Source organism: Acuticoccus sp. MNP-M23, assembly GCF_031195445.1.
In the GTDB taxonomy this organism is placed as follows: Bacteria; Pseudomonadota; Alphaproteobacteria; order Rhizobiales; family Amorphaceae; genus Acuticoccus.
Genome location: NZ_CP133480.1, coordinates 2,676,858 through 2,695,781 on the forward strand (window position 1 = coordinate 2,676,858; position 18,924 = coordinate 2,695,781).

At 67.3% G+C, this 18,924-nt stretch carries 17 protein-coding genes; 4 read left to right on the plus strand and 13 right to left on the minus strand.

Going from position 1 to position 18,924, the window contains the following annotated elements; translation table 11 throughout:
- The first annotated feature begins 132 nt into the window (after positions 1–132).
- The gene (locus tag RDV64_RS12400; protein WP_309195233.1) at positions 133–1,398 is read left to right on the plus strand and encodes an ROK family transcriptional regulator; all 1,266 of its coding nucleotides are present in this window, start codon (positions 133–135) and stop codon (positions 1,396–1,398) included.
- Entirely contained in the window at positions 1,395–2,939 is a 1,545-nt protein-coding gene (locus RDV64_RS12405) for a CRTAC1 family protein (protein ID WP_309195234.1), read from the plus strand. The genes RDV64_RS12400 and RDV64_RS12405 overlap by 4 nt, the downstream gene beginning before the upstream one ends.
- A 144-nt stretch (positions 2,940–3,083) precedes the next feature.
- Here the strand turns inward: RDV64_RS12405 and RDV64_RS12410 are convergent, their stop codons facing one another.
- The 12 genes from RDV64_RS12410 to RDV64_RS12465 all read right to left on the minus strand — a co-directional run bounded on the left by RDV64_RS12410 (position 3,084) and on the right by RDV64_RS12465 (position 16,261).
- On the minus strand, positions 3,084–4,700 hold the full coding sequence (locus RDV64_RS12410; RefSeq protein WP_309195235.1) for a dihydroxyacetone kinase subunit DhaK: 1,617 nt from the start codon (positions 4,698–4,700) through the stop codon (positions 3,084–3,086).
- 11 nt (positions 4,701–4,711) lie between these two features.
- Positions 4,712–5,719, minus strand: a complete 1,008-nt coding sequence (locus RDV64_RS12415) for an ABC transporter ATP-binding protein (RefSeq protein ID WP_309195236.1) — start codon at positions 5,717–5,719, stop codon at positions 4,712–4,714.
- A complete protein-coding gene (locus RDV64_RS12420; protein WP_309195238.1) occupies positions 5,712–6,818 on the minus strand; it encodes an ABC transporter ATP-binding protein in 1,107 nt (368 codons plus the stop codon). Before RDV64_RS12420 ends, RDV64_RS12415 begins: the two co-directional genes overlap by 8 nt.
- The gene (locus RDV64_RS12425) at positions 6,811–7,200 is read right to left on the minus strand and encodes a hypothetical protein (RefSeq protein WP_309199597.1); all 390 of its coding nucleotides are present in this window, start codon (positions 7,198–7,200) and stop codon (positions 6,811–6,813) included. Before RDV64_RS12425 ends, RDV64_RS12420 begins: the two co-directional genes overlap by 8 nt.
- Positions 7,197–8,138: a carbohydrate ABC transporter permease gene (locus RDV64_RS12430; protein ID WP_309195239.1), complete on the minus strand. Its 942-nt coding sequence runs from the start codon at positions 8,136–8,138 to the stop codon at positions 7,197–7,199. The genes RDV64_RS12425 and RDV64_RS12430 overlap by 4 nt, the downstream gene beginning before the upstream one ends.
- Positions 8,135–9,088 (minus strand): sugar ABC transporter permease, encoded by a 954-nt coding sequence (locus RDV64_RS12435; RefSeq protein WP_309195240.1) that lies wholly within the window; start codon positions 9,086–9,088, stop codon positions 8,135–8,137. Before RDV64_RS12435 ends, RDV64_RS12430 begins: the two co-directional genes overlap by 4 nt.
- 53 nt (positions 9,089–9,141) lie before the next feature.
- The gene (locus tag RDV64_RS12440) at positions 9,142–10,461 is read right to left on the minus strand and encodes an ABC transporter substrate-binding protein (protein ID WP_309195241.1); all 1,320 of its coding nucleotides are present in this window, start codon (positions 10,459–10,461) and stop codon (positions 9,142–9,144) included.
- Positions 10,462–10,569: 108 nt separating this feature from the next.
- Positions 10,570–11,601, minus strand: a complete 1,032-nt coding sequence (locus RDV64_RS12445) for a LacI family DNA-binding transcriptional regulator (RefSeq protein WP_309195242.1) — start codon at positions 11,599–11,601, stop codon at positions 10,570–10,572.
- 189 nt (positions 11,602–11,790) lie between these two features.
- On the minus strand, positions 11,791–12,102 hold the full coding sequence (locus tag RDV64_RS12450) for a hypothetical protein (protein WP_309195243.1): 312 nt from the start codon (positions 12,100–12,102) through the stop codon (positions 11,791–11,793).
- The gene (locus tag RDV64_RS12455; RefSeq protein ID WP_309195244.1) at positions 12,089–13,429 is read right to left on the minus strand and encodes an acyclic terpene utilization AtuA family protein; all 1,341 of its coding nucleotides are present in this window, start codon (positions 13,427–13,429) and stop codon (positions 12,089–12,091) included. The genes RDV64_RS12450 and RDV64_RS12455 overlap by 14 nt, the downstream gene beginning before the upstream one ends.
- Positions 13,426–15,285 carry a TRAP transporter fused permease subunit gene (locus tag RDV64_RS12460; protein WP_309195245.1) on the minus strand — a complete coding sequence of 620 codons (1,860 nt, stop codon included), beginning with the start codon at positions 15,283–15,285 and terminating at the stop codon, positions 13,426–13,428. Before RDV64_RS12460 ends, RDV64_RS12455 begins: the two co-directional genes overlap by 4 nt.
- A 10-nt stretch (positions 15,286–15,295) precedes the next feature.
- Positions 15,296–16,261 (minus strand): TAXI family TRAP transporter solute-binding subunit, encoded by a 966-nt coding sequence (locus RDV64_RS12465; RefSeq protein ID WP_309195247.1) that lies wholly within the window; start codon positions 16,259–16,261, stop codon positions 15,296–15,298.
- A gap of 101 nt (positions 16,262–16,362) precedes the next feature.
- Here RDV64_RS12465 and RDV64_RS12470 point away from each other — a divergent pair, with 101 nt between their 5' ends.
- A complete protein-coding gene (locus tag RDV64_RS12470; protein ID WP_309195249.1) occupies positions 16,363–17,295 on the plus strand; it encodes a LysR family transcriptional regulator in 933 nt (310 codons plus the stop codon).
- Between the two features lie 182 nt (positions 17,296–17,477).
- Here the strand turns inward: RDV64_RS12470 and RDV64_RS12475 are convergent, their stop codons facing one another.
- Complete coding sequence (locus RDV64_RS12475; protein ID WP_309195250.1) at positions 17,478–18,365, minus strand: shikimate dehydrogenase; 888 nt, start codon at positions 18,363–18,365, stop codon at positions 17,478–17,480.
- Between the two features lie 224 nt (positions 18,366–18,589).
- On the opposite strand from RDV64_RS12475, the gene RDV64_RS12480 reads away from it, so the two are divergent.
- The gene (locus RDV64_RS12480; RefSeq protein ID WP_309195251.1) at positions 18,590–18,862 is read left to right on the plus strand and encodes a hypothetical protein; all 273 of its coding nucleotides are present in this window, start codon (positions 18,590–18,592) and stop codon (positions 18,860–18,862) included.
- Positions 18,863–18,924 lie beyond the last annotated feature (62 nt).

Here is an 18,924-nt window from a genome sequence, read left to right on the forward strand (position 1 = left end):
TTGACGTTGCGGTGACACTGGCGCCATTTATTTCATCTGTCAAAATAAAATTGCATGGCTGCGTCCCGCCCCCTAACGTTGCCAAAAATACGGTCGCCAGAGGCCGGGACAGGGCGGAATGTGAGCGAGACAATGCAACGAGACGCGGCAGGTGGCGCGGGGCCGGGCGGTGCGGACGCGCCTGGTTGCGGGCCGCTGCTGCCGTCGCCATCGGAAACGCGGCCGCTCCGGCACCGCCTCCTGGAGCATCTTCGTGCCGCGGGGCGGGCAAGTCGCGTCGACCTGTCGCGCGAGCTTTGCATCTCGCCGGCATCCGTCACGGCGGTGGCGGGCGACCTCATTGCGCAGGGGCTGATTGCGGAGGTTGAGACGGCGCGCGACGAGACCATCCGCGGCCGCCCTCCGGTGTCGCTGGCGGTGGCGCCCGGCGCCCACGCGGTTGCCGGGATGAAGCTTTCCGACGATCTCCACACGGCCGTCATCCTCGACTTTGCGGGCAACGTCCTGGGTGAGAGCACGCTTCCGGTCTCGGTCCATCGCAAGAGTGGCGCAGAGGTGATGTGCGAAGTGGAGGCGCTGCTGGACGAGGCGCTGGCCGCAGCGGGCCTGCCGCGCGCCGCGCTGCACGGGCTTGGGCTCGGCCTGCCGGGCACCGTGGCGTACGAAAACGGACATGTCATGTGGTCGCCGCTTCTGACCGAGCGCGACCTTCCGCTGGGCGCGATGCTGGCCGAGCGCCTTGGCATGCAGGTGGTGCTCGACAACGACGCCAACGTTCTCACCCTTGCCGAACTCTGGTTCGGTGCGGGCCGGCGGATGGGCGATTTCGTGCTCGTCACCATCGAGCACGGGCTTGGGATGGGGCTCGTCATCGGCAACCGGCTGTTCCGCGGTGCCTCCGGTTTCGGGCTGGAACTTGGCCACACCAAGGTGTCGCTGGACGGGGCGCTTTGCCGTTGCGGCCAGCGGGGCTGCCTCGAAGCCTATGTGGCGGACTATGCCCTCGTGCGGGAGGCGCGCACCGCGCTCCACGGCGACCGGGACACCGCAATCAGCCCCCGCGCGCTGCTCAGCCACCTGTTTCAGGAGGCGGAGAGCGGCAACGCGGCGGCGCGGTCGATCTTCTCGCGTGCGGGGCGGCATCTCGCCATGGGGCTTTCGAACATCGTGCAGCTGTTCGACCCGTCGCTGATCATCCTGGCCGGCGGGCAGGTCCGTTTCGAAACGCTGTACGCCAACGACGTGATCGCCGAGATGCGCGCCCTGACCCTCGACACCGGCCGCACGCCGCGCGTGGAGGTGAATGCGTGGGGCGACATGGTGTGGGCGCGCGGGGCAGGGGCCATGGCGCTGTCCGTTCTCACCGCGCAGCTTGTGGGCGAGGCACGCGCGGCGTGAGGGGGGCGGCCCTGCTGCTCATCCTTGCCGCAACGCCTGCGCTCGCCGGCCCTGCCGTGCCGGATTTTGTGGACGCCAGCGCCGCACTCCCCGGTCCGCCCCATGTCTACGATGGGGACTGGGAGCATTATGTGGGCGGCGGCGTTGCGGTTCTGGACTGCAACGGGGACAACCGGCTCGACCTTGTGGCCGCCGGTGGCACCAACCCCGCGCGGCTCTTCATCAACCGTTCGGAGCCGGGCCGTCTTGTGTTCGGCGCCGGCGCCCCGCTGCCGGCAGACCTTCGCGTCACCGGCCTCTGGCCCGTCGACATCGACAGCGACGGCGTGCTGGACCTCGCACTCACCCGCGTCGGCCCGAACGCGCTTCTGCGCGGCGCCGGTGACTGCACATTCAGCGATGCGTCGGACGCGTGGTCGTTTGCGCGCGGCAACGCCTGGAGCACGGCGTTTTCCGCCACCTTCGAGCCCGACGCCAGATGGCCCACCCTCGCCATCGGCAACTATGTGGACCGGGACGACCCTGCCGGCCCCTTCGAGGCGTGCGACGACAATGTGCTGTTCCGGCCGTCGGGCGAGGGTTACGGCCCGCCGCAAATCCTCACGCCCGGCTACTGCGCGCTCTCCATCCTGTTTTCGGACTATCGCCGCCGCGGCCGGGCGGACCTGCGCCTGTCCAACGACCGCCATTATTATGTGCGCGGCGGGAGCGAGCAGATGCTGGAAATGCCGGGCGCGCGTTTCCTGACGGCGGCGGACGGGTGGGACAGGCTCTCCATCTGGGGCATGGGCATTGCCAGCGAGGATTTCACCGGCGATGGCCTCCCCGAAGTGGTCCTCACCTCCATGGGCGACCAGCTGATGATGATTGCCGGGCCGGACGGCTACGAGATGGCGCCTTTCGAGATCGGCACCTTCGCCCAACGCCCGTTTTTCGGAGACGACGGCCGGCCCTCAACCGGGTGGCACGCCCAGTTCGCCGACGTGAACAATGATGGCCTCTCCGATCTGTTTATCGCCAAGGGCAATGTCGATCAGATGCCCACCAACGCCATCGCCGACCCCAACAACCTCCTGCTGCAGCGCGAGGACGGCCGCTTCGAGGAAGCGGCGGACCGTGCCGGCATTGCCACCACGGCCCGCGCCCGCGGCGCCGCGCTCGCCGATTTCGACCGGGACGGTGCGCTGGATCTGGTTGTGGTCAACCGCCGTGCGCCGCTGGAGCTTTATCGCAGCGCCGGGCCGGGCGGGCGCTCCGTCGCCATCACGCCGCGCCAGAGCGGGGCCAACCCGTTCGCGATCGGCGCCTTCGTGGACGTGATCCGCGACGGAACCGCCATGAGCCGCGAGCTGACCGTGGGCGGCGGCCATGGCGGCGGCATTGCCGGCCCGGTGTATGTGGGCCTTGGCGATGCGCCCGGCGTGACGGTCCGGATCACATGGCCGGACGGCAGCGTTTCGCCGGAAACGACCCTTCAGGCCGGCGCTGATGTGGTGCTGATGCGCGACGGCGACGGCATTGCGGTCAGCCGCAGAGACTAGATCAAGGACGCCTTCGTAAACGCGATCACGATGATTGCGAGGTCGCCCGCGGCTTGGCGCTGCCGGCGGGTTGCGATGTGTCGCCGGTTCCCGAGCTTGCGGCACATCCTGCCTGCGATGTTGCGTCGCCGGCAGGTGCGACGGTCAGGCGAGGCCTTCGAACAGGCGAGCCACCGCCTCGGCGCCCGGGTCGTTATGGCCGGAGAGCTTGTCGGCGGCGAGATAGCTTGCCCGGCCGGCGCGCGCGCGGGTGATGGAGCCCGTGGCGTCCGCACCTTCACGGGCGGCACGGGCCGCCGCGTCGACGCCTTGCGGCAGCGCATCCAGCGCCGGGGCAAGAGCGTCGATCATGGTGCGGTCGCCAGGGTTCGCCCCGCCGACTTCCTGCACGCGCCGGAGCCCGGCCTGGAGGGCATCGATGGGATCTTCGCCCTTGGCGCAGGCGTCGCCGGTCGCGGTGAAGAAGATCGCCAGGAGAACGCCCGAGGAGCCGCCCATCGCCTGGCTGAGTTCCATGCCGATGGCGCGGAAGAGCTGGGTGAGGTCGGCCAGCGGCATGTTGTCGAGCGCGTCCTCCAACGCATGGGCGGCGGTGGCGAGCGTCGACCCGGTGTCGCCGTCGCCCGTGTGCGCGTCGAGGGCGTTGAGGTCGCGCTCGGCGGCGATGAAAAGGGCGCAGCTTTGCTCGATGAGCGCGCGGTGGCCGGGATGGGCCGAGGCACCCGGCCGGATCGGGGTCAGCCCGCCCGGCAGCGGCAGCGTCTCGATCGCACCCACCGGGCTGACGCCCGGCCAGGCGACGAGCGGCGTCGGCGCGACAAGGAGCGCCAGTTCGGCCTCCGTTGCGGGGAACACGGAGATCGAGAAGCCGCGCATGTCGAGCGAGGTCATTATCGGTGCCGGACCGATGATTGCGCTGAGACGCGTCCCGATTGCGGAGCGGGTGAGCTCGTGGGCGAGCACCGACATTTCAAGCGGCGTGGCGCCGCCGAGATTGTTGAGGAGCGCCACGTGCGCGCCGTCGCCAAGGTGCGGCTCCAGCCGCTCGACCATCATGGCAACGGCAGGCTCGGCACCCGAAAACGCGACCTGCTCGATCCCCGCCTCACCGTGGATGCCAAGGCCAAGCTCCGCCTTGCCCTCCGGAATGCGGGCGTCCTTCGGGCTTCCGGGCACGGCGCAGGTGTCGAGTGACATGCCGATGGAGGCAACGCGGTCGATCACGCGCGTCGCGGCATCTGCAATCTCGTCCAGCGCGGCACCCTCTTCGGCCATCGCACCGGCGATCTTGTGAACGAACAGCGTGCCGGCGACACCGCGGGCCTGTGCAATGTCGGGCAGCGAGATGTCATCGTCGACGATGACCATCGCGACCTTGTGGCCGAACGCACGGGCCCGCTCTGCCGCAAGGCCGAAGTTGAGGCGGTCGCCGGTGTAATTCTTGACGATCAGCAGGCAGCCGGCCGAGCCGGTGACGGAGAGGATTGCGGCCAGCACCGCGTCGACCGAAGGCGATGCGAAGACATCGCCGCAAACGGCGGCCGTCAGCATGCCGGGGCCGACGAAGCCGGCGTGTGCAGGCTCATGCCCCGAGCCGCCGCCCGACACGAGCGCGACCCTGGAGCGGTCCCAGTCTGCGCGCACCACGACGCGGATGTGCGGGTAGCCGTCGAGGCGCTTGAGCTTGCCACCCGACAGCTGCAGCATGCCGTCGATCGCCTCGGTGACGACGGCTTCGCGGCGGTTGATGAACTGATCCATGGGGGCGCTCTCTATTCGTGAATGCGATTGCCGGCGGCGTCGAAATGGAGAAGCCGCTCGGCCGTTGCCGTGATGCGCTGGCCAGCGGCGAGACCGGCGTGCGCATCGGCCAGCGCGATGACCGGGTGCCCGTCGATGACGAGATGGACCCGAGTCTGGTCGCCAAGGTGTTCGACCCGCGCAACGCTGGCGCCGCCGGTCTCGCCGCTATCGACCACGCGCAGGTGTTCGGGTCGGCAGGCGCTGGTGCGGGTACCGGCGGGCGCATCGCCCAGAAGTCCGGCGGGAAGAACATTGATCCGCGGCTGGCCGAGACGCGCCGCGACCGTGAGGCTGACGGGGTTCTCGTACACCTCGCGCGGGGTGCCGAACTGGACGATGCGTCCGTTGTCGAGAACGCCGATCTCGCTTGCCATCGTCAGCGCCTCGACCTGATCGTGCGTGACGTAGAGGAAGGTGGCGCCGATCTCGTCGTGGATGCGGTTGAGCTCCACGCGCAGGCCAGAGCGCAGTTTGGCATCGAGCGAGGAGAGCGGCTCATCCATCAGGAAGATTGCGGGGTTGCGCACCAGCGCGCGGCCGATCGAAACGCGCTGCATCTCGCCGCCCGACAGCGCCGTCGCCTTGTTGTCGAGCTTGGCGGTGATCTGAAGCGTTTCGGCGACGGAGGCGACGCGGCGCTGGATCTCGTCTGCCGGCGTCTTCAGCATTGGCGATTTCAGCGGAAAGGCGAGGTTTTCGCGCACCGAGAGGTGCGGATAGAGCGAGTATTGCTGGAAGACCATCGCGACGTTGCGGCCGGCCGGGCTTTCGCGGGTCACGTCAGCGCCCGCAATGCGCACGGTGCCGGCGTCCGGCCGCTCGAGGCCCGCAATCAGCCGCAGCGCCGTCGTCTTGCCGGCACCTGTCGGGCCGAGAAGGACGACGAAGCCGCCGTCTGGCACGGTGAGCGAAACGTCGTCGACCGCGACGGTCGACCCAAAGCGCTTGGTGACGCCGGAGAGTTCGACCTCAGCCATGGGCGCCTCCCGTCAGGACCGCTTCGTTGGCCTCGGTCAGGAACGCGCGGCCGCTCGCTTCGTCGAACAGCGACAGCGCTGCCGCGTCGAACGACAGGCCAACCGGCTCACCGACACGGGCGAACCGGTCCGGCGCGGTTCGTGCCCTGATGTCGCCATACGCCGTGCGCACGGTGACGACCTCTTCCATGCCGAGATATTCGCTGGCGAGCACCTCGCCGCGGATCGCGCCTTCGTTCGCCAGCGTAACGTGTTCGGGCCGGACGCCCAGAACGATGCGCCCGCTCGCCCCTTCGCGCAGGGCAGGCAGTGCAATGTCCGCGCCCGCCACCCGCACCGTGGCGGCGCCGGGTGCAACGGTGCCTTCGAATGGCAGGAACGCCATCGCGGGGGAGCCCAGGAAGCTGGCAACGAACATGGTGGCCGGGTGGTCGTAGACCTCCTGCGGCTTGCCGATCTGCTCGACCACGCCCTGGTTCATCACCGCGATCCGGTCGCCCATCTGCATCGCCTCGAGCTGGTCGTGGGTGACGTAGACCGTGGTTGCGCCTATGCGGTCGTGGAGGGCGCGCAGCTCTTCGGCCATGTGCTCGCGGAACTCGGTGTCGAGGGCGCCGAGCGGCTCGTCCATCATGAACGCCTTCGGTTCGCGCACGATGGCGCGGCCGAGCGCGACCCGCTGCCGGTCGCCGGCGGAAAGGCCGCCGACGGGACGGTCGAGGATCCCCTCGATCTTGAGAATGCGCGCGACTTCGCCGACGCGCTCCTTCACGCGCGAGCGACGCCAGCCCTGGCTGACGAGGGAGTAGGAGAGGTTCCGGCGCACGTTCATGTGCGGGTAGAGCGCGAACATCTGGAAGACGAACGCGATGTCGCGTTCGCGTGCCGGGCGGCCGCTCACCTCTTCGCCGTCCAGCCAGATTTCGCCCTCGGTCGGCAGCTCCAGCCCCGCGATCATTCTGAGCGAGGTGGTCTTGCCGCAGCCGGACGGGCCGAGAAGCATGAAGAACTCCCCGTCGTGCACGGTGAACGACGAGGCGTGAACGGCGGTGAAGGTGCCGAATTTCTTGGAGAGGTTTTTCACGACAATGTCAGCCATCGTTGCGGCGCTCCGGAAAATGGCTGACGACAATGAACATGCCGGTCCCGACGAGGGTCGTCAGGAACGACCATGAGTAGAGCGCGATGCTGAATGGCTGCATCAGCATGAAAACGCCGAGCGTGATGACGCCGGTCGCGACCATCTCCCACGGCCCGCGCACGAAGATGCGGGCGGCGGGGTGGATCGCCTCGCCGGCGACGGGGGTGCCGGTGGTGTCCTCCACCCAGGGGCGCGGCAGGCCGGCTTCCGCGCGGGCCTCGGCGTTTGTGAGGCTGGCATCCGGGTCGAAGCTGGTTGCCGAGCGGTGGCGGTCGGTCAGCGGTGCATGACCGGGGGCCGGCTCATCCTGCGGTGGCGGGGTGTGCGGGGGGCGGGTCATTTGCGCACCGCGCCGAAGGTGATGCCGCGCAACAGATGCTTGCGCAGGACGACGGTGAAGATGAGCACCGGGAGCAGGAAGATCGTGGCGCCTGCGGCAACCGCCGGCCAGTCGAGCCCGCCGACGCCGATGATGGTCGGGATGAAGGGCGGCGCGGTCTGCGCATTGCCGGAGGTGAGAAGCACGGCGAACGCATACTCGTTCCACGCAAAAATCAGGCAGAAGATTGCGGTGGAGGCGATGCCGGTGGCGGCCTGCGGCAGCACCACCTTCCAGAATGCCTGGAAGCGGGTGTAGCCGTCGATCAGCGCGGCTTCTTCGTATTCGCGCGGGATCTCGTCGATGAACCCCTTCAGGAGCCAGACCGCGAGCGAGATGTTCACCGCCGTATAAAGGAGGATCATGCCGAGGTGCGTGTCGGAGAGGCCAAGCGTGCGGTACATCAGGAAGATGGGGATCGCGACGGCAATCGGCGGCATCATCCGTGTCGACAGGATGAAGAACATGAGGTCGTCCGTCAGCGGCACCTTGAAGCGCGAGAAGCCGTAGGCCGCCAGCGTGCCGAGGACGATGGACAGGAACGTCGACCCGAAGCCGATGATGATGGAGTTGAGGAACCGCTCGCCGAAGCGCGAGGCGCCGACGATGACCATGCCGCGCTCGCGCACGATCTCCTGCGCGAAGTTCTCGGCCGGGCCGAGTTCCTCGAGCTGCTCAGGCGTTGCGCGGGTGCGGGTCGTGAAGAGGTTGACGTAGCCCTCCACCGTCGGCTGGAAGACGAGCTTGGGCGGATAGGAGATCGCGTCGGACGGCGTCTTGAAGCCGGTCAGCATGATCCACACCATCGGCACCAACGTGACGAGCGCGTAGCCGACGACGACGATCCCCGCGATCCATTTGACGCGGCCGGTGGGCTCGGTGACGGAATTTGCGCTCATCGCTCTTTCACCTTGTTGAGCGCCTTCACGTAAATTGAGGCGAGACCGAAGACGGTGACGAAAAGGACGATCGCGAATGCGGATGAATAGCCGGTCCGCCACTTCTCGAACGCCTCGCGCTTGAGGTTGATCGACGCCAGCTCGGTGACCGAGCCCGGCCCGCCGCCGGTGAGCTGGACCACCAGGTCGAACATCTTGAAATTCTCGATGCCGCGGAAGAGCACGGCCAGCATCAAGAACGGCAGCACCATCGGCACCGTGATCGTCCAGAACTGGCGCCAAGCGGACGCGCGGTCGATCTCAGCCGCCTCATAGACGTAGGCAGGAATGGATCTGAGGCCGGCAAGGCAGATCAGCATCACGAAGGGCGTCCACATCCAGGTGTCGACGATAACGATTGCCCACGGCGCCAGATCGACGTCTCCGATCATCTCGAAGCTTGCCGGGTCCGTGCCGGTGAGGAAGCCGACGACGGCGTTGAAGAGGCCGATCTGCGGCTGGTACAGGAACGTCCAGAAATTGCCGACGACGGCCGGGGACAGCATCATCGGCAGGACGATGATGGTGGTCCAGAAGTTGGAGCCGCGGAATTTGGCGTTGATCAGCCACGCCAGGGTGAACCCGATCAGCACCTGCAGGACGATGGTCCACACCACGAAGTGCGCGGTCGCCTGCATGGCCTGCCAGATGTCGTCATCCGTCAGGACGCGCTCGTAGTTGCGCAGTCCGACCCACTCCACATCGCGGTTGAAGCGGTTGGCGCGGTAGTTGGTGAAGCTGAGGTAGATCGTCCACAGCAACGGAAAAATGTTGATCGCGAGCAGCAGGAGAATGGTCGGCCCGATGAACACCCATGCGAGTGCCCGGTCCGACAATCCCCGTACCGTGCGAGCAACACCCGGAGGTGTTGCTCGCACCATGCGCTCTGGCACCGAAGCTTTATCGGTCATCTCTGCTCCGCTCGCGACAGTGCCGACTGGGCCAATTCGCTCTAGCCGGACGGCTAGAGCTTGCCCTCATCCTCGAAGGTTTCCGTCCAGTCCTCGACAAGCGCGTCGAGTGCTTCCTTCGCCGTGCCGTTGCCGGCAATGACGTAGTCGTGGACGCGGTCCTGCATTGCGAGCAGCAGGTCGGCGTAGGCCGGTTCGGCCCAGAAATCCTTCACGATCGCCATCGAGTCGAGGAAGGTCTGTGCGTAGGGCTGGCTTTCCGCGAAGCCGGGGTCTTCGACCACTGCCTTGAGCGCAGAGTAGCCGCCGGCCTCCCACCATTTCTGCTGCACTTCGGGCTGTGCGAACCACTTGATGTATTCAAGCGCAGCGTCCTGCTTGTCGGAGAAGGCGACAACAGAGATGCCCTGTCCGCCGAGCTGGGCGAAATGCCCGCCGGGCCCTTCCGGGTTCACGAAATAACCCGACTTGCCACCGCCGACGTTGGGGTCGGCTTCGACACCCGGCCAGATGAACGCGAAGTTCATCTGCATTGCGACCTGGCCCGATTTGTACGCATCGATGTTCTGCGACATGTACCAGTCGGACGAGCCCGGCGGCGTGCAGCAGTCGTAAAGCTCTTTGTAGAATTCGAGCCCTTCGATGGCGCCTTCGGAGTTGACGAACCCGTCCATCTGGTAGGGATTGTCCGGATCGGCGTACTGGAAGCCGTAGTTGTAGAGGGCGTTGGTCACGCCCATCGTGACGCCTTCCGAGCCGCGCTCGGTGTAGATCGCGGCGCCGTAGACGGTCTTTCCGTCGATCTCGCGGCCCTGGAAGAATTCGGCAATGTCCTTCAGCTCGGCCAGCGTGTCAGGGGGGGCAAGTTCGCGGCCGTATTTTTCCTGAAACTCGGCCTGAAGCTCGGGGCGCTCGAACCAGTCCTTGCGGTAGGTCCAGCCGACGACGTCGCCGAATGCGGGAAGCGCCCAGTAGTTGGGGGTGCCCTTCGGCCATTCGGCGTAGCCGGTGACGGTCGCGGGAATGAAATCGTCCATGCTGATGCCGTTCTCCTCGAAGAACGCATTCAGCTTGACGTACTGGCCGTTCTCGGCGGCGCCGCCGATCCACTGGCTGTCGCCGATCATGAGATCGCAGAGCTGGCCGCCGGAGTTCAGCTCGTTGAGCATCCGGTCGGCAAAGTTCGGCCAGGGCACGAACTCGAAGTTCATCGTGTGGCCGCTTTCCGCCTCGAAGCCCTTTGAAAGCTCGACGAGGGCGTTTGCGGGGTCCCAGGAGGCCCAGCAGAGGGTCAGATCCTCTGCCTTGGCGGACTGGGCTGCACCGGCGCAAAACGCCAGCGCGACGGCGGTGGTCGTGAGAAGCCGCTTCATACTTCCTCCCATGCTGACCGCGTCTTGAGCGCGGTTCTGTTGTCGGGACGCTATTTGAGGTGCGTACCTCATGTCAATGAGGGGGTGCCGCGAAAGACGCGATGCGCCTCAGTCCGGCAGGTTTTCCGCCAGAATTACCTCGATGCGGATGCGCTCCTGCGATGCCACGATCGGCACCCCGTCGCACTTTGCCCGCAGCACGCGGATCGCGCTGCGCACGATGTGGTCGACGTTCTGGGAGATGACCGCGTCGATGATGCCATCGCGCAGCGCACTTTCGAGGTGGCTGGTGAGATCGTGCGCAATCGCGACCGGGGGCGGCGCCGGCTTCAAGCGGCGCAGCACGTCGATCATGCCGCGATGCCCTGTGCCGAGCGAATAGAGCCCGACAATGTCACGCCGCCGCTCCAGGATGCGCGGCAGCAGCACGCGCACGGCCTCCGGATTGTCGTGGATTTCAATGGTCGGCGCGACCGAAAGGGAGGGAAAGCGCTCGACGATGATCTCGTCGAAACCGCGGCGCCGTTCGATTGCTTCGCGCGACAGCATCGTGTTGGCGAGCGTGATGACGACACCCGGCCGCCCGGTCAGGAAACGGCCCATGAGGACGCCCGCGGTGCGGCCTGCGGCAATGTTGTCGATGCCGACAAAATGGTCCCGCCCCGCACTCGGCAGGTCCGAAATGATCGCAACCACCCGCACGCCGCGCGCTTTCAGTGCGGTGATCTCGTCACGCAGGAGCGGCGTCTCGTTTGCGAGGATGGCGACGCCGTCGATCTCGGACCCGTCGAGCTGCCGCAGGGTGCGCACCAGCGCGTGGGGATCCTCGGCCTCGACCTCGATGATCTGGCAATCGGTCCGGTCGGCAAGCGAAGTGCCCCTCGTATCGGCGATCGATGCCCTGACGGACCCGAGGAACGCGCTCGCGCTCATGGGCAGAACGAAGGCGAAGCGATAGCGCCGGCTGCGGGCAAGATTGGCGGCCGCAACGTCGCGGACATAGCCGATTTCCTCGATCGCGGCATTCACCTTGTCGATGGTGATCTGCCGCACGCCCGGCCGGCCGTTCAGCACACGATCGACCGTCGCCAGGCTGACGCCGGCGACGCGGCCGATATCGGTTACCGTCGGCTTCGACACGTCCGTCTCTCCGTGAGGTGCGTTCATCAAACCCCGATCTAGAGTGATCTGACGTGCGACACCACCATTGTCCATCATCTGTCCCGGGTCGCGCTGTCGTCGAGCGGCTCGAATGCGGCACGCCTGATTGCCGCGGCCCTGAGAGCGCTGCGGACCTTGGCCGCACCAAGGGCGTGCCACGGGGCGGTGTCAGCGGTGCGGGGGCAGTTCCATCTCGAGGAGGATGCCGGCGAGGCACTTCCCGTGCGGGTCGAGGGCGAGCGAACGGGTGACGCCCCCCTTCAGGGCGCCGCGCAGAACGATGTTGAGCGCGCCGAGCTGCGGGAGGCGGTAGATGGAAACGTCGGCGTTGTCGCCGAGGGCGAGCTGGCGGGCGACGCGCTCGGGCGTGACATCCCGCTCGATGAGCGGCCAGTCCTCGGCCCGGTAGGCGATGACCGAGATGTTGGAGACCTCGCCCTTGTCGCCGGTACGCCCGTGGGCGATGTCATGCAGGCGCATCGGCCACCTCGAAAAGTTGCACCGCCGGGCGAACGTGCTCGCGCGAGATCAGCGTAGAGGCGATGGCGACGATCTCGCGCACCGTGCGCGACACGCCGCCCCCGCCCATCGGGCCGCACAGATAAAGGCTCTCGACCTCCTCGGCGACGCGGGCTGCGGCGTCCTGCGAGGCGCAACGCGCGGCGTAACGCATCCGCACCTCGCCCGGCGCGTTGCGGCTGAAGGTGGGCCGCACCGAGTCAAGGCCGATCAGCGCGCCGCGCTCTTCGGTGATTTCACCGGCGAGGTCCTTCAGGCGGGCAGCGACGACGTCTATGGCAAGGCGTCCGCGGGCAACCGCGTTGGCCCCGGCATACGAAATCTGTCCCTCTCCGAGCCACCCGTCGCGGTAGCCGACGGAGACCTTGAAGGCCCCGGTCGGCGCGTGGCCTTGCCCGCCGCTGACCGCGACCCTGTCGGGGCCGACCTCGTCGAGGCGAACGCCCGAGAAGTCAGCGACGACGTCCGGCTGAAGGTAGCGGGCAGGATCGTGGATCTCGTAGAGGAGCTGTTCGGTTGCGGTGGCGCGGCTGACGAGGCCCCCGGTGCCGGGAAGTTTCGTGATGGTTGCGTTGCCCGTCTCGGCGACCTCGGCGAGGGGGAAGCCGATATGGGCAAGGTCCGGCACGTCCTTGATGCCGGGGTCGGCGAAATATCCGCCGGTGACCTGCGCGCCGCACTCCAGCAGATGGCCGACGAGGGTGCCGCGGCCAAGCCGCTCAAAGTCGTCCATCGCCCAGCCGAAGGTGTGGACGAGCGGCGCGAGGAACAGCGCGGGGTCCGAGGCGCGGCCGCAGATCACGACGTCCGCCCCAAGGGCCAGTGCCTCGACGAGGCCCGCGACACCGATATAGGCGTTTGCCGAGACGAGCCGCTCGCCAAGCCGGTGGGCGGGCGCGCCAGTCTCGTCGAGCACGCAATCGTCGATATGGGAGAGCACATCGTCGCCGGTGACCGCGGCGATTTTGAGGCCGGTGAGGCCGAGCCCCGCGGCGATGTCGGCCGTGCGCCGTGCGGCGGCGACGGGGTTGGCAGCGCCCATGTTGGTGAGGATCTTCGTGCCCGTCTTCGCCGTCACCGGCAGGACGGCGCGCATCCGTCGTTCCAGCAATGGGTCGTAGCCGGCCGCGGGGTCTGACAGGCGGGCAAGCTGAGCAAGCGCAATGGTGCGCTCTGCGAGGCACTCGAACACCAGAAAGTCGAGATCACCCCGCGCGGCAAGGTCGACCGCGGGTTCGATCCGGTCGCCCGAGAAGCCGGCGCCGGCGCCGATCCGCACGTTTCTCATGCGAGCGCCACGCCGCGGCGGCGTCCGAACGCGAACGCCGCGATGAAGAGTGCGAACGCTGCGAATGGCGTCAGAGGATGCGGCCAGACTGACAGAACGATCACGGTGAGGAGCACTGCAACGTCCACGGTGCGGGTGCCGGTGAGGCGGGCGCCCGAAAGGAGCATCGGCACGGCAAGCACCAGCGCAACCCCGGCTGCAACCGCGTCTAGAATCGCGAGCGGGCCGCCTGACATCGTCATCCCCGGATAAAGCAGGATGAGGAATGGCACGAGGTAGGTGATCGCGCCGAGCCGCACCGCTTCCATCGCGGCGGGCAACCAGTTGGTGTTCGCAATTCCCGCGGCGACGAAGACCGCGACGCATACGGGTGGGGTGATGACGGAGATGGTCGCGAAGTAGAACACGAAGAGGTGCGCCTGGACCGGCTCGACCCCGGCTGCCGTCATCGCTGGCGCAAGCACTGCGGCAACGAGGACATAGGCGGCCGTGGTCGGCAGCCCCATCCCCATGACGAGGCAGATGAAGGCGACGATAATTGCAACGAGGGTTGTGGAATCGCCGGCCAGCGACACGATCAGCGAGGACAGGGTGACGCCGATCCCCGTGAGATTGATCATCGAAACGAGCACCTGCGCTCCTGCCAGCAGGACGCCGATGATGACCATCCCCTTGCCGGCGTCTTCGAGGCCCGCAATCACGCGGCGGGCCATTTCGCCGGGCGACAGGCGTCCGGCCTGCGTGGCGACGAAGGCAATCAAGAGCCCGGTGATGCCGTAGAAGGCGGAGGTGGCGATGGAGCGGCCGAGCCAGATGCCAACGCCGAGGCCGCCGAGTGCGGCAAGGATCGGAAGCACGTTGCGCGGCGCAAGGATCGCGGCCCAGGCGGGCAGCTCCTCATCGGGCACCACGGCAAGGCCGCGCTTGAGTGCCACGAAATGCACCGTTGTGAACACCGAGAGGTAGTAGAGGAGCGCCGGCAGGATCGCCGCCAGCATGATGGTGAGATAGCTGACGCCCAGAATTTCGGCCATGACGAATGCGGCGGCACCCATGATCGGCGGCGCAATCTGGCCACCCGTGGAGGCGACCGCCTCCACGGCCGCCGCGAGCGGGCGCGGGTAGCCGAGGCGGATCATCATGGGGATCGTGAAGTTGCCCGTGGTCGCGACGTTGGCGACGGCCGAGCCCGAAATCATGCCGAAGAGGCCGGATGCGATGGTGCCGATCTTGGCAGCGCCCCCCGGCTGGCGCCCGCCGAGGCGCATGGAAAGGTCCATGAATGCCTGGCCGCCGCCGGAATGGAGGAGCAGCGCGCCGAACAGGACGAAGGCGGCGATGACGGTGGCGGCGACGCCCGTCAGCATCCCCCAGATGCCAAGATCGCCAAGGAAGATGGTTTCGGTGACGAAGGCCGTGTCGAAGCCGCGATGGTGGAGCGCCCCCGGCAAGAGATCGCCGAAGAGGGCATAGGCGAGGCCGGTGAGCACGAGCGCCGGGAAGATCGGCCCCACCGTGCGCCGTCCCAGCTCCAGAACGGCCCCGACGAGGCCGATGGTCAACGCCTTGTCCAGCGACGTTGCCCATGGAAGCTCGGTCATGATGCGGTCGTAGTTCACGACCACGTAGGCGCACGCCGCGATGGTGACGGCGGTCAACGCGAGGTCGACGGCGGCACCCAGCGGGCGCCAGCGTCTGCCGGCGCCGAGAGGGTAGAGCGCGAAGCCGAGCGCCGTCACCAGCGCCAGGAAGACCGCCCGCTGAATAAGCCCCTCAAACGGGCCGGTTGCGGCGGTGTAGAAGACGAAGGCACCGACGAGGATCGCCAGAGCCTTCTGGATGCGCTCGATCGTCATTGCGGCCGGCTCAGCTCGCGGGCTGCAGCTTCGCCGGAATGTCGTGTCCGTTCTCCTCGAACCAGCGTGCCGCGCCGGGGTGGAGAGGGATCGTGCCTGCCGACAGCGTCAGGTCGGCGATGCTCTCGTTCTTGAGGTTCGCCATGGCGTTCGCCTGCGCGCCCGTATCCTCCATGATGGCCTTCACGATCTTGTAGGCCGTCTCCTCATCCATCGAAGCCGGTGCCGCGACGCCGACGCCGAAACTCCACGTCTGGTAGGCCGGAACACCCTCCGCAGCGCCTGCGGGAATGTCGACGACGGAGATGTCCGGCATCTCCTTGCCAAGCGTTGCCGCCTGCTCGGGCGTCAGGCCCAGGATCGCGATGTCGGTCGATGTCGCGACGTCCATCGTGGAGGCGTCGAGCTTCATCCCCGAGCCCGATTTTGCGTAGCCGGCGACGCGGTTGTCCTTGATTGCGTCGACAATGTCGGTGGTGGAGCCGCGCACGTAGTCGGCGCTCAGGCCGAGCGTCTTGAACACGGCCTCCGTGGTGGCTTCGGTGGAAGACCCCTTGATGCCGGGGTTGAAGCGCACGCCGTCCAGCCCGTCGAGGCTGGTCACGCCGGCGTCTGCGCGCACCACAACGTTCTGCGGCGCGTTGGTGTAGACCCACAGGAGGCGCAGATCCTGGCTGTCGCCCTCAAATTCGCCGGAGCCGGTGTAGGCGTGCTGGGCGGTGTTGGTGGTGACGAGGCCGAGGTCGAACTGGCCGCGCTGCATGCGGCGGATGTTGTCCATCGTGGCGCCGCTTTCGGCGACCGTCGCGGAAACACCCTCTGCATTTTCGTTGATGAGCTGACCGACGGCGACAAAGTAGCCGTAGTGGCTCGACGACGCCGAGGTCGAGCCGATCAGAAGGTCGGTGTCCTGCGCCACAGCCGGGCTGGCGGCGAGGGTCGCGCTCAACAGGGCGCACTTTAGCACTCGGTGCATGTCGTTCCTCCCATATGCAGTCCCGTCTATCGGGATCTTTGGGCTGATCTTGCGCGATGCCGAGTTATTGCGAAATGCGCAATCTGGTGGATAGTTGTTGCGTGAAACGCAACATTCCCCCGCTGGCCGACTTCCAGGCCGTTCTTGCCTTGCATGAGTGCGGCTCGTTCCGCGCCGCCTCGTCGCGGCTGGGGCTGTCGACCTCGGGGCTGTCGCGGCAGGTTGCTGCACTCGAGGCGCGTCTCGGGACCCGCCTGTTCGACCGTGACACGCGCAAGCTCCATCCCACCGCGTCGGGCGAGGCATTCCTGCGCGTCGCGGCGCGCCTCGTCCACACGGCCGACGACGTGATGGCCGAGTTCGACGCGCACCTGTCGGCAAGTCGCGGCCGGCTCACCATCGCCGGCCTTCCCTCGGTGACGGCCGGGCTGCTGCCGGCCCATGTGCGCACGTTCGCCAACGCTCATCCCGATATCGACCTCGTCATCATCGACGCGCTGTCGGAGGGGGTGCTGGATGCGGTGGAAACGGGCAACGCCGATCTGGGTTTTACCGCGGGCACGGTGACGGCGCGGAGCCGGCTTGCGTTCCAGCCGCTGATGGATGACCCGTTTGTGGCCGTCGGCACCCCCGATGGCCCCCTCTGCGAAGAACGCACCTATGCGTGGGAAGAGTTGACGCAGCTCCCCTTCATCGCAATGGCGAAGGGGACGAGTGTTCGCGAACTGATCGACGGCGCCTGCCAGCGCTTTGGCCGGCCGCTCGAACCGCGCTTCGAGGTTGCGCATCTTGCGACCGCCGGCGCGCTGGTGGCGGAAGGGCTCGGGATCACCGCACTGCCGACGTTGACCTTGCCGGTGCTGCGGTTCGACCGCCTCGTCCACCGCCCGATCCGCGACTTCGGCGTCACCCGGCGGATCGGCCTGGTGCGCCGCTCGGGCCGTTCGCTGTCGCCAGCGGCCCGCGCCTTTGTCGCCCAGTTCGGCCATGCCGCAGGGCCTGCGTCCGCACCCCGCGGCGCATCGCGCGCATAGGGGAAGCCGCGGGCGACCGCGCCGGGCGAGACTTCGATTGGCCCGGTGCTGTTCCTGATCGTCCGCTGTGCGGCTATGTCGGCGACGATGTCCCCGAAGTTGGCCGCGAGCGTCCAAGGCAGAATTCGTGTCGAATTTTTTCTGAAGGGTGCCGGCAATGGGCACCGTGGCAGCGCCCGCCCTTACGCCGGACCGGCGGCACGGAACGTCGCCCGCATCCGGCCGGCATCCGCCGGACGGCCCGTGAACAGCTCGAATGCGCGCACGGCCTGGAACACGGCCATGCCTTCGCCCGAAAGGGTGTCGCAGCCGGCAGCCCGTGCGGCCGCGAGCAGCGCCGTCTGGAGCGGGAAATAGACAATGTCGGAGACCCAGTGGCGCGGCTGAAGAAACGCGGGATCCATCGGGGTGCCAGGCAGCTCGGCTGTGCCCACGGGGGTTGCGTTCACGATGCCGTCTGCCGCGGCGGCGGCGCCGGCAAGCCTCTCCATCGGCACCGCCTCGCTCTCTCGCCCCACCGCTTTGCAGAGCGCTTGCGCAGCGCCTTCGCGCACGTCCGCCACCAGAATTTTCAAGGCGCCAAGGTCGCGAAGGGCATGGGCGACCGCGTTGCCCGCGCCGCCGGCGCCAATCAGAAGCACAGTCCCCATGGCAGCATCCGGAAGGCCATTTTGGATATTCTGGACAAAGCCCCACAGGTCGGTGTTGTCGCCATGCCGCCTGCCGTCCTTGAACACGACCGTATTGACCGCGCCGACGCGCTCTGCCGCATCCGACAGCGTATCCAGCAGCGCAACGACGTCCTGCTTGTAGGGGTAGGTGACATTGAGGCCGGCGAAGGCGCTTTGCTCCGCGCGGTCGATCACGTCCGCGAGGGAGCCTGCGGCGCCTCTGTCGGTGTCGAGCAGCGCGTAGTGGCAGGCAAGCCCCTGTGCCCGCGCCTCTGCTTCGTGCATGCGCGGCGTGCGCGACAGCGTGATCCCGCGACCGACGAGACCAAGGCGCATGGGCTGCGACGCGGACGCGATCGGTGCCTTGTCCCAGTCCCGCGATTTCGCCGGTTCGCTCACGCCAGATGGTTCTCTCGTGTGTCGCTGACCGGCAGGATTTTCGATCCGGTCCATCGCGTCAATCGCTTTGTGCCGTGCGGTTCGATTGCTGCGTTGCGCCATCGCACCCCGCCAGAGGCGCTGGAGCAGACGGGGCGTTCAGGCAGGACACGATCGCTGCTATCGTCTTGCATTCCCCGCTTGGGTGTCGGCGTGCAACACCCTTTCTGCCAGAGGTGAAAACGATGCCCCAGGACCAATTTCTCCATGCACTCGCCCTGCTCCGGGCCGGGGACCTGCAACAGGGCCCCGAGATGGATAAGGCCCACCAGATCTGTCAGGCGCACGAGGGTTCGCCCCTGTTCGACTGGGTCCACGCATTGGTGCACCGGATTGAGGGCGACGATGCCAATGCCGGTTACTGGTACCGGCGCGCGGGCAAGACCCGCCATTCGGGATCGGTCGAAGAAGAATGGTCCATCATCCGGACAGCCGCAGGCCCGGTCCGGCCGAACTGACATTCCGGCAGGCGCCCTGTTCCCGTAGATCCGATGCAGGATCGGGCAGCCGGTTCGCCCTT